The sequence below is a fragment of the Novosphingobium capsulatum NBRC 12533 genome (assembly GCF_001598375.1).
In the GTDB taxonomy this organism is placed as follows: domain Bacteria; phylum Pseudomonadota; class Alphaproteobacteria; order Sphingomonadales; family Sphingomonadaceae; genus Novosphingobium; species Novosphingobium capsulatum.
Window position 1 is genome coordinate 1 of record NZ_BCYV01000008.1, and the last position, 10,996, is coordinate 10,996.

At 67.3% G+C, this 10,996-nt stretch carries 9 protein-coding genes; 7 read left to right on the plus strand and 2 right to left on the minus strand.

All coding sequences use genetic code 11. From position 1 onward, the window contains the following. Window positions 1–28: 28 nt before the first annotated feature. Entirely contained in the window at window positions 29–883 is an 855-nt protein-coding gene (locus SCA01S_RS06995; RefSeq protein ID WP_022677267.1) for a bifunctional 5,10-methylenetetrahydrofolate dehydrogenase/5,10-methenyltetrahydrofolate cyclohydrolase, read from the minus strand. Window positions 884–1,345: 462 nt separating this feature from the next. Then, on the minus strand, window positions 1,346–2,983 hold the full coding sequence (locus SCA01S_RS07000; RefSeq protein WP_062784338.1) for an NAD(P)/FAD-dependent oxidoreductase: 1,638 nt from the start codon (window positions 2,981–2,983) through the stop codon (window positions 1,346–1,348). A gap of 52 nt (window positions 2,984–3,035) precedes the next feature. Here SCA01S_RS07000 and SCA01S_RS07005 point away from each other — a divergent pair, with 52 nt between their 5' ends. Genes SCA01S_RS07005 through SCA01S_RS07035 form a run of 7 tightly spaced genes read left to right on the plus strand, consistent with a single transcriptional unit; the run spans window position 3,036 to window position 10,984 of the window. Then, window positions 3,036–4,277, plus strand: coding sequence for a dipeptidase (locus SCA01S_RS07005; protein WP_062784340.1), 1,242 nt, complete (start codon window positions 3,036–3,038; stop codon window positions 4,275–4,277). Window positions 4,278–4,323: 46 nt separating this feature from the next. Further along, window positions 4,324–4,545: a hypothetical protein gene (locus tag SCA01S_RS07010; protein WP_062784342.1), complete on the plus strand. Its 222-nt coding sequence runs from the start codon at window positions 4,324–4,326 to the stop codon at window positions 4,543–4,545. Beyond that, the gene (locus SCA01S_RS07015; protein ID WP_062784344.1) at window positions 4,542–5,894 is read left to right on the plus strand and encodes an AtzE family amidohydrolase; all 1,353 of its coding nucleotides are present in this window, start codon (window positions 4,542–4,544) and stop codon (window positions 5,892–5,894) included. Before SCA01S_RS07010 ends, SCA01S_RS07015 begins: the two co-directional genes overlap by 4 nt. Before the next feature lie 8 nt (window positions 5,895–5,902). Then, entirely contained in the window at window positions 5,903–7,216 is a 1,314-nt protein-coding gene (locus SCA01S_RS07020) for an NCS2 family permease (RefSeq protein ID WP_412103038.1), read from the plus strand. 8 nt (window positions 7,217–7,224) lie between these two features. Continuing rightward, window positions 7,225–8,160: a 5'-methylthioadenosine/S-adenosylhomocysteine nucleosidase gene (locus tag SCA01S_RS07025; RefSeq protein ID WP_084390863.1), complete on the plus strand. Its 936-nt coding sequence runs from the start codon at window positions 7,225–7,227 to the stop codon at window positions 8,158–8,160. Between the two features lie 8 nt (window positions 8,161–8,168). Further along, window positions 8,169–9,758, plus strand: a complete 1,590-nt coding sequence (locus SCA01S_RS07030) for a gamma-glutamyltransferase family protein (protein WP_062784348.1) — start codon at window positions 8,169–8,171, stop codon at window positions 9,756–9,758. Beyond that, window positions 9,752–10,984 carry an allantoate amidohydrolase gene (locus tag SCA01S_RS07035; protein ID WP_062784350.1) on the plus strand — a complete coding sequence of 411 codons (1,233 nt, stop codon included), beginning with the start codon at window positions 9,752–9,754 and terminating at the stop codon, window positions 10,982–10,984. The genes SCA01S_RS07030 and SCA01S_RS07035 overlap by 7 nt, the downstream gene beginning before the upstream one ends. Window positions 10,985–10,996: the final 12 nt, after the last annotated feature.

A 10,996-nucleotide genomic window follows, 5' to 3' on the forward strand; every position in this document is an offset into this window, starting at 1 on the left:
CCTCTTCAGAGGAGGGGGCTTTTTACGGTCATGCGTGCCGTGCGGCCTGCACCGTGTTGCTCAGCAGGCAGGCGATGGTCATCGGCCCGACGCCACCGGGCACCGGCGTGACGGCACGGGCATGGGCCATTTCGTGCGCGGCGCAATCGCCCACCAGGCGCGTAGTACCATCGGCCTGGGCCACGCGGGTAATGCCAACGTCAATCACCACCGCGCCCGGCTTGATCCAATCGCCCTTGACCAGTTCCGGCGCACCGGCGGCGGCCACCACGATATCGGCCTTGCGCACGATATCGGGCAGGCCCTGGGTGGCAATGTGGGTGACGGTGACGGTGCACTCGCGCTCCAGCAGCAGCATGGCCACCGGCTTGCCGACGATGTTGGACTTGCCGATGACCACGGCATCGAGCCCGCGATAGTTGTCGATCACCGTATCGAGCAGCATCATGCAGCCCAGCGGCGTGCAGGGCACCAGGCCGCCGGTGCCGGTGGACAGGCGCCCGACATTGACCGGATGGAACCCATCCACGTCCTTGGCCGGATCGATCGCGTCGAGCACCTTGCCGGCATCGATCTGCGCCGGCAGCGGCAACTGCACCAGGATGCCATGCACCGTGGCATCGGCATTGAGCGCGGCGATCAGGGCGAGCAGGTCTTCCTCTGCGGTATCGGCGGGCAGGCGATGCTCGATCGAATGGATGCCGACCTTGGCACACTGGCTGATCTTGCGCCCGACATAGACCTCGCTGGCCGGGTCATTGCCGACCAGCACCACGGCCAGGCCAGGAGCGCTGTGGCCTGCAGCCACCATCTGCGCCACCGCCTCTGCCGTCGTGACCGACAGTGCGCGGGCGATTGCCTTGCCATCGATGAGCGTTGCCATGTTCTCTCCCTTGACAGTTTGCCAATGCGGCTTGGTGCAGCACGCGCTCCTATCGCAAACATTGTATGTGTTGCATACAAATTTCGCCATCTCGCGCAGGCTACGGACAAAAAAAGGGCCGGTCGGAAATCCGATCGGCCCGGGAAGTTTTGGGAGAGGATGCCTGAAAGGCCTTATCTGGATGACCCAATCGCCGCGGCGAGGCAAATGCGTTTCACGCAACGCAACATGCATTTAATGCAATTCACTTCCTTGAAAACGCTGGATTGACAGCGGCGGCCAAGCAGAATCCCTGAAAATGCAAACGATTTTATGATTTTGCAGCGCAGCGCTGTCAGACCGCGATCCAGCCCAGAAAAAATACCAATCCAAAATGCATTGGTATGCATCTGTGGCCGCAACTGGCCGCAACGGCCTTGCAGGATGGCTCCTGCCGTCGCGCACCGTCGCCAAGGCCGCGAATCACCCGGCCAAAAGGTCCTGCGCCAGCGCTTCTGCCGCGCGAATGCCGTCGACCGCCGCCGAAAGAATGCCGCCGGCATAGCCAGCGCCTTCGCCTGCCGGATAGAGCCCCCGGGTATTGAGGCTTTGCAGATCCTTGCCGCGGGTGATCCGCACTGGCGAAGACGTGCGCGTTTCCACCCCCGTCATCACCACATCGGGATGATCATAGCCCGCCATCTGCCGACCGAAGACGGGAAGCGCCTCGCGCAGCGCGTCGGTGACGAAATCGGGCAGGCATTCTTCCAGCGCGGTTAGATGGACGCCCGGCTGATAGGATGGCACGATGCTGCCGAACGCGCTGCTGGGCTTGCCGGCCAGGAAATCGCCCACCTTCTGGCCCGGCGCCTGATAGTTCGATCCGCCGGCCACGAAGGCCCGCTCTTCCCAATGGCGTTGCAGCGCAATGCCGGCCAGCGGATGGCCGGGGAAATCGCGCTCGGGCGTGATGTCCACCACCAGGCCTGAGTTGGCGTTGAATTCGGCGCGGGAATATTGGCTCATCCCGTTGGTCACCACGCGGCCTTCCTCGCTGGCGGCAGCGACCACGCGGCCGCCCGGGCACATGCAGAAGCTGTAGACCGAACGCCCATTGCTGCACTGGTGCGCCAGGGCATAGGCCGCCGGCCCCAGGATGGGATGCTTGGCACAGGCGCCATAGCGGGCCTGGTCGATCAGGCTTTGCGGATGCTCGATCCGCACGCCGATGGCGAAGGGTTTGGCCTCGATATGAACGCCGCGCTGATACAGCACTTCGAACGTATCGCGCGCCGAATGGCCGACCGCCATGATGACGCGGCGCGCGGGCAGGTATTCACCGTTGGACAAGTGCAGGCCGGCAAGGCGGCGCTCGCCGGCGGCGTCGGTCTCGACCGCAAAATCGTCCACCCGCGTGCCAAAGCGGTATTCGCCGCCCAGTTTCTCGATCGTCTCGCGCATCGACATGACCATCGTGACCAGGCGGAACGTGCCGATGTGGGGGTGCGCCTCGGTCAGGATATCATCGGGCGCGCCGGCTTTCACGAACTCCACCAGCACCTTGCGGCCCAGGTGGCGCGGGTCCTTGATCCGGCTGTAGAGCTTGCCATCGGAAAAGGTGCCGGCGCCGCCTTCACCGAACTGCACGTTGGATTCCGGCGTCAGCACCGATTTGCGCCACAGCGCCCAAGTGTCCTTGGTGCGTTCGCGCACGGCCTTGCCACGCTCGATGATGATCGGGCGCAGGCCCATCTGCGCCAGGATCAGCCCGGCCAGCAGGCCGCACGGGCCAGCACCGATCACCACCGGGCGCTCGCCTTCGCCCGCCAGCCACCCTTCGGGCGCGCGCACGGGAAAACGATAGGAGGTATCGGGCGTGGGGCGTACGTGGTTGTCGCCAGCCAGGCGGACAAGCACTTCGGCCTCGTCCTGCGGGCTGAGCGTGACGTCAACCGCATAGACCAGCTGGATGGCATTCTTGCGGCGCGCATCGTTGCCGCGCTTGGCCACGGCATGGCGCAGGATCTGCGCTTCGCCCACGCCAAGGCGCGCGGCAATCGCCGGCAGCATGGCTTCGGGGGCGTGGTCGAGCGGCAGCTTGAGTTCGGTAAGACGCAACATGGGGTGCGCCTCTACCCCTTGCGCCGTCAGAGGGAAAGCCGGATGAAGGGCCATGCGCTTCCTCCCCCTCGCGTTCGCTCCGCTTGCCGCCCTGCTGGCCTTGCCGGCCATGGCCGATGCCCCTGTGCCCACCAAGGCAGAGCGCACGCTGCACGAACGCCTGCTGACGCTCGATACCCACCTCGATACGCCGGCCTCGCTGGTCTTGCCGGGGTGGTCGATCGTGCAGCGCCACAGCGCCGGCGATGATTATACCCAGGTTGACGTGCCGCGCATGGTCGCGGGCGGGCTCGATGGTGGGTTCTGGGCGATCTATACGCCGCAGGGACCGCTCGATCCGGCCAGCACGCGCGCCGCGCGCGATTATGCGCTGCGCCGTGCCGTGGCGATCCACGCGATGGTCGCGGCCCATCCCCAGGACTTTGCCCTGGCAGACCGCGCCGCCGACGCCGCGCAGATCGCCGCCGGTGGCCGCCGCGTGGTCTATCTGTCGATCGAGAATGCCTGGCCGCTGGGCGATGATCCCACGCTGCTCCAGGCGTTCTACGCGCTGGGTGTGCGCATTTCCGGCTTTGCCCATTTCAAGACCAACCAGTTTGCCGACAGCAGCACCGACACGCCCAAGTGGGACGGGCTGAGCCCGGCAGGGGTGCAACTGCTGGCGGAAATGAACCGCCTGGGCGTGGTGCCCGATCTTTCGCACAGTTCCGACGCCGCGCTCGACGATGCGCTGCGCCTGTCAAAGACGCCGATCATCCTGACCCATTCGGGCTGCAAGGCGGTCTATGACCATCCGCGCAATATCGACGACGCGCATTTGCGCGCGCTGGCAGCGCAGGGTGGCGTCATCCAGATCAACTCGGTCTATGTCAAAAAGCTGGTGCAAAGCCCGCAACGCAAGGCCGCGCTCGATGCGCTGGAGCAACGCTTTCCCGAAGACCGCGTGTTGAGCGCGGCAGAGCGGGCCGATTACCTGGCCCAGCGCCACGCAATCGACCGGCAGTGGCCCGAAGTGCGCGCCAGCTTTGACGATGTGATGGCCAACCTGTTGCACGCCCTGAAAGTGGCGGGTGTCGATCATGTCGGCATCGGGCTGGATTGGGACGGCGGCGGCGGGGTGGCAGGCCTTGATGACGTGGCGGATCTGCCCAAGCTGACGTCTGCACTGCTGCATGCCGGCTATAGTGAGGCGGACGTGGCCAAGATTTGGTCGGGCAACGTGCTGCGCGTGCTGGCCGCTGCGCAAGCGGAGGCTGCGCGCGAACAGGCAACGGCCGGCACCACCCTGCGCTAATTTTTGCAACGATCCGTTCCGATCATTGCGTTGGATCGATAGGGGGGTGGCAGCTATCATCGCCACCGACATGGCCGATCCCGTCCCGAACCACCGCGCCGCAGCGCCGCACGACGCCCAAGCGCTGCCCCGTACCGAGGCAGAGGCGCAAGCCCGCGCCGGGCAAGACGGGTGGCAGATTCCGGCGCCGTGCCTGCCCGGCGTTATGGCGAATCTCGCGCTGCTGGCGCGCCATGCCGCGATCTTTGCCGGGGACGACCACGCATGATCGCAGCATTGGAGCAGGCGGCGGCAGTGCGCGCCGGGCGCGTCCGCGCGGTCGATCTGGCGCAGACGGCGCTTTCGCGCCTGGCGGCCGATCGCCATGTTGCGGTTACCCGCCTGCTGCCCGCCCGCGCGCTGGACGAAGCCGCGCGGATCGATGCCCAGGTGGCGCACGGGATCGATCCCGGCCCGCTCGCCGGGGTGCCCTATGGCGTCAAGGATCTGTTCGATGTGGCGGGTGAGGTAACCACGGCCGGTTCGGCGGTGCGTACCCATGCCGCGCCGGCCACCAGCGATGCTGTGGCGATCACGCGCTTGCGCGATGCCGGCGCCGTGCTGGTGGCGACGCTGAACATGGACGAGTTCGCCTATGGCTTTGCCACGATCAACGCTCACCATGGCACCACGCGCAACCCGCACGATCCCACGCGCCTGGCGGGGGGATCATCCGGCGGATCGGCGGCGGTGGTGGCAGCCGGGCATCTGGCCTTTGCCCTGGGATCGGACACCAATGGTTCGATCCGCGTGCCGGCCAGCCTGTGCGGGCTTTATGGGCTGAAGCCCACGCATGCCGATCTGCCGTTGGACGGCACCTTTCCCTTTGCCCACAGCTTTGACGACATCGGCCCGTTTACCGACAACCTGGCCGATCTGCGCGCGATCTGGATGATCCTGTCAGGCGATGCCGACGCCGCGCCCTTGGCGCCGCCGCGTGTGGGCATGCTCGGCGGCCGCTTTGCCGAAAACCTAAATCCGGCACAGCGCATGGCGATCGCCGCTGTCGTGGGGCAGGGGCCGTGCCTCACCTTGCCCGATCTGGCGCGGTATCGTTCGGCGGCGTTCCTGATCACGGCCTATGAAGGCGGCGCCCTGCATCGCGCCGATCTGGCGCGCGTCGCGATGGAGTATGATCCGGCGGTGCGCGATCGGCTGATTGCCGGCAGCCTGCTGCCCCGCGCGCTCTATGATGCGGCGCAGGCGTTGCGGGCGCAGGCGCGGGCCGATATCGACGCGCTGTTCGAAGCGCAGGGCGTGGATGTGCTGGTCGCGCCCGCCGCACCCTGCGTCGCGCCGCTTATCGCCGATCCACGCATCCTGATCGATGGCGCCATGATGCCGGCGCGGGCCGATCTGGGTATTCATACCCAGCCGATCACTTTTCTGGGGCTGCCCGCGTTGTGCGTGCCCTTGGCGCGGCCCGGGCAATTGCCGCTGGGGCTGCAACTGATCGGCAGGCGCCATGGCGAAACGGCTCTTTTCGCGTGTGCACAAATGCTGGAAGAACAGGGCGTGGTCGGGGCAACCGCGCCGGGGGCACTCGCGCCACAAGAATTCGCAGGGGAACGGCAATGACAGGTGGCATGGCGCAACGGATCGGCGCCTATTTCGATTTTTCCGGGCGCGGCACGAACCTGCGCACCGAAGTGGTGGCGGGGGCCACCACGTTCCTGACCATGGCCTATATCGTGCTGGTCAATCCCTCGATCCTGGGCCAGGCGGGCATGCCGGTGGCGGCCGTGGCGGCGGCCACCTGCTTTGCCGCGGCCTTTGCCTCGATCCTGATGGGGTTTGCCGCCAATACGCCGCTGGCCCTGGCACCGGGCATGGGCCTTAATGCCTATTTCGCGTTCACCGTGGTGGGGCAGATGCACGTGCCGTGGCAGGTGGGCCTGGGCTGCGTGATGATTTCGGGGCTGGTGTTCCTGATCCTGACACTGACCGGCGTGCGCCAGTTGATCGTTGCGGTCATTCCCAACTATCTGTTTGCCGCCGTTGCCGGCGGGATCGGCCTGTTCATCGGCTTTATCGGCCTCAAGGATGCGGGCATTGTCGTGGGCAATCCCGCCACACTGGTGGCACTGGGCGATCTCAAGAGCGCGGGGCCGGCACTGGCGCTGCTCGGGCTGCTGATCATCGGCGTGCTGTCGGTGTGGAACGTGCGCGGTGCCATGCTGCTGGGCATCGTTGCCACCACGCTGGTCGGTTGGTTTGCCGGCATGGTTCACGTGACGCCGCAGCCCTATTCGCTCGATGCGCTGACGGCGACTGCCTTCAAGCTCGATCTGCCCGGCGTGCTCAAGCTGTCGGGCGGGGTGGTCGAGATTGTCTTCGTGTTCCTGTTCGTCGATCTGTTCGACAATATCGGCACGCTGGTGGCGGTGACCAAGCGCGCCGGCCTGATGGACAAGGCCGGGCGCATTCCCGGCCTCAACCGCATTCTCATCACCGATGCCGTCGCCACCATGGTAGGCGCGCTGGCCGGCACCAGCACGGTGACGTCATACGTTGAAAGCGCGGCCGGCGTGCAGGCTGGCGGGCGCACGGGCCTGACCGCGATCGTCACCGGCGTGTTGTTCTTCGCGACGATGTTCGTGGCGCCCTATGCCCAGCTCGTGCCGCTAGCGGCCACCGCCCCGGCGCTGATCATCGTGGGCGGCCTGATGCTGCTGCCGCTGACCGAGGTGGAATGGGAAGACCCGATGGCGGCGATCCCGGCATTCCTGACCGTGGCGATGATCCCGCTGACCTTCTCGATCGCCAATGGCCTGGCGCTGGGCATTACCGCCCATGCCGTGTTGACCCTGCTGCGTGGCCGGGCGCGCAAAAGCGACTGGTTCCTGTTCGTGCTGGCGGCGCTGTTCGTCGCCCGCTTCGTGTGGATGGGGGCAGCGTGATGCGGCGGATGAAAACGATCCTGGCAGCGGCTGCTGCGCTGCTCGCCCTGCCGCAGGCGGCCCACGCCACGGCCACTGTGCTCGATCCCACGCCGCGCACGCTGGTGCTCACCGCCTATGCCCCGGAATGGGAAGCCATGGCGGCGGTGATCACCCATGGCCGCCGGGTGAAGATCAACGATCGCGAGATCGTGCTGGGTACGCTGGCCGGGCGCCCGGTGATCCTGATGTCCAGCGGCGTCAGCATGGTCAACGCGGCGATGAACACCCAGCTGGCGATCGACCATTTCAAGGTCAAGCGCGTGGTCTTTTCCGGCGTGGCTGGCGGGGTGGACCCGGCTCTCAACATCGGGGACGTTGCCGTGCCCGAACACTGGGGCCAGTATCTGGAAGTGATGTTTGCCCGCCAGACCGATCACGGCTGGCAGACCCCGGCGCCGAGCCCGGCCGGCGCGCCGGAAAACTGGCAGTTCATCTTTCCCAATGGCACGCGCGTGGGCAATGCGGCGCAGCCTGCCGCCAACCACATCCTGCTCGACGCTGATCCCGCGCTTGTCGCGCTGGCCCGCAAGGTGACGGCCGGCCTCACGCTCAAGCGCTGCGTGGCGCCTTCGGCCGGGATGAGCGCAGAGGCCAAGCTGTGCCTGCCGCATGATCCCAAGGTTGAGGTGGGCGGCACCGGCGTTTCGGCCGGCGTCTATGCCGACAATGCCCAGTTCCGCGAATACCTGTTCCGCGCCTGGCATGCCCGCCTGCTCGACATGGAAAGCGCCGCGGTGATCCAGGTGGCCTATGCCAACCGCGTGCCGGCGATCGTGTTCCGCTCGCTGTCTGACCTGGCGGGAGGGGACGCCGATCGCAACATGGAATACGTGTTCGATCACCTCGCATCGGTGAACGCGGCCACCGTGGTGCGCGCGTTCGTTGCCGGCCTGCCGGATTGAGCGGCGCCATGGCACGAACTCTTCATACAGTCCGCGGACGTGGCGGCATCGTTACCGCGCCGCATTACCTGGCCGCAGAGGCCGGCCTCGCTGTGCTGAAAGACGGCGGCAGCGCCGCGCAGGCGACGATCACCGTCGCCGCGACGCTCGCTGTCGTCTATCCGCACATGACCGGGATCGGTGGCGATGGCTTCTGGCTGATCCGCGAAAACGACGGGCGCGTCCATGGCGTGCATGGCGTGGGCGGCGCGGCGCAAGCTGCTGATCTGGCGCTTTATGCCGGGCATGCTACGGTGCCGTGGCGTGGGCCGCTGGCGGCGAATACCGTGGCGGGCACGCTGTCTGCCTGGCAGGCCGTGCTCGCCAGCGAACCGGCGCCACTGCCGCTCAGCCGCCTGCTTGCCCCGGCCATTGCCCATGCCGAAGCTGGCGTGGCTGTCACTGCCGGCCATGCCGCGCTGGCCCTGGCCAAGGGGCCGGAACTGCGCGCGCAGCCTGGCGCCTACGCGGCCACGTTCGAGCCAGACGGACGCCCGCTGAATGAGGGCGAGGTGCTGCGCCAGCCCGCCCTGGCGCAGACACTGCGCCGCCTGGCCGAGGCGGGGATCGAAGATTTCTACACCGGCGCGCTCGGCGATCTGGTGGCGGCCGATCTTGGCGCGTTGGGTAGCCCGGTGGGCGCCGCAGACCTGGCCGCCCATCGCGCGCTGCGGCCTGCGCCGCTCTCCGTGGCGACCCAGGCCGGGCGACTTTACAACAGCGCGCCGCCCACGCAGGGTATCGCCTCGCTGCTGATCCTGGCCCTGGCGGAACAGGCCGGCTGCGGCCCTGGCGAAAGCTTTGGCCATGTCCATACGCTGGTGGAAGCGACCAAGCAGGCCTTCCTGTGGCGTGACGCGCACTGCGGCGATGCGGCCTATATGGCGCGTGATGCGCAAGGCCTGCTCGATGATGCCGACGCACGCGCCGCGATGGCCGCGCAGATCGATCCGGCCCGTGCGCTGCCCTGGCCGCAGCCTTCGCAATGGGGCGATACCTGCTGGTTTGGCGCGGCCGATGCGCAGGGGCAGGTGGTCTCTGCCATCCAAAGCACCTATTTCGAATTCGGCTCCGGCCTGGTGCTGCCGCAGACTGGGATCACCTGGCAGAACCGGGGCGCCTCTTTCCGCCTGGCCGAAACCGGCTGGAACGCCCTCAAGCCTGGGCGCAAGCCGTTCCATACGCTCAACCCCGCATTGGCCGAACTGACCGACGGACGCGTCATGGCCTATGGCACGATGGGCGGGGAAGGGCAGCCGCAGACCCAGGCCGCCGTGTTCTCGCGTCATGTCTGGCACCGCATGGACCTGCAGGAGGCCATATCGGCACCGCGCTGGCTGCTGGGCCGCACCTGGGGCGAGGACAGCACCACGCTCAAGATCGAGGATGGGTTCGATCCGGCCGTCTATGCCGCGCTGGAGCAAGCCGGCCATGTGGTGGAGCGCGTCGGCCCGCTGACCGCGATGATGGGCCATGCCGGCGCGGTGGTGCGCGAGGCCGATGGCGCGTTGTATGGCGCGACCGATCCGCGCAGCGACGGGGGCGTGGCCGCATGGTGAGCAGTGGCGGGATGCGCGCGGTGGAGCGCTGCCAGGCCTTGGGCCAGGCACCCTTTTCCGACATGGCCGGCGGGCTTTATCGCGGGTGGCTGTCCCCCGCGCACCGCGCCAGCGTGACACAGCTTGCCGCGTGGATGGCAGAGGCAGGCATGACCACCCATGTCGATGGCGCAGCCAACCTGATCGGGCGCTATCCCGGCACGGGCAACGGGCCACCGCTGATTATCGGCAGCCACATCGACAGCGTGCGCGATGGCGGCGTCTATGATGGTCCGCTTGGCGTGATGCTGGGCATCGAATGCGTCGCCGCGCTTCATGCCGCCGGCCGCCATATGCCCTTCGCGATCGAGGTGATCGCCTTTGGCGACGAGGAAGGCAGCCGCTTTCCCGCCGCGATGTTGACCAGCAAGGCACTCGCCGGCCTGCTCGATACGGTGCCCGACATGGCCGATGCCCAGGGCGTCACGCTGGCGCAGGCGCTGGGCGAATGGGGCCTTTCCCCGCAAACCCTGCGTGCCGCGCGCCATCCCGGCGCCTTGGCCTATCTCGAGGCGCATATCGAGCAGGGACCGGTGTTGGAAGCCGAGGGGCTGGCGCTGGGCGTGGTGACTGGCATCGCCGCGCAACTGCGCTACGAAGTGACGGTCATGGGCCTGGCCGGCCATGCCGGCACATCGGCCATGCCGCTGCGCCGCGATGCGCTGGCAGGTGCGGCCGAGATGATCCTGGCGATCGAGCGTATCGCCCAGGCCGACGCCAGCGATCTGGTGGCCACGGTGGGCCGGATCGAGGCAGCGCCTGGCGCGGCCAACGTGATCGCCGGGCAGGTGCGCTTCACTATCGATGTGCGCGCTGGTGAGGCCGTGCGGCGTGACCGCGCGGCGGCGGCCATCCTGGCCGAGATCGCGACGATCGCGGCGCAGCGCGGCCTGGGCGTCAGCCACCGCCTGATCCACGATCTTCCGCCTTCGCCCTGTGATTCGGCGCTGATGGAGCAGTTGGAAGCCGCGCTGGTGGCCGCCGGCCATCCGCCGCGCCGCCTGGTTTCCGGTGCCGGTCACGATGCCATGAACCTCGCGCATCTGGCCCCCACGGCCATGCTGTTCATCCGCTGCCGCGACGGCATCAGCCACAACCCCGCCGAGCATGTGGAACCGGCCGACGCGCAAGGCGCCTTGGCGGTGATGCTGGGCTTTATCGACAATCTGGGAGCGTCCTGTGCTTGATCCCCTGCTTTT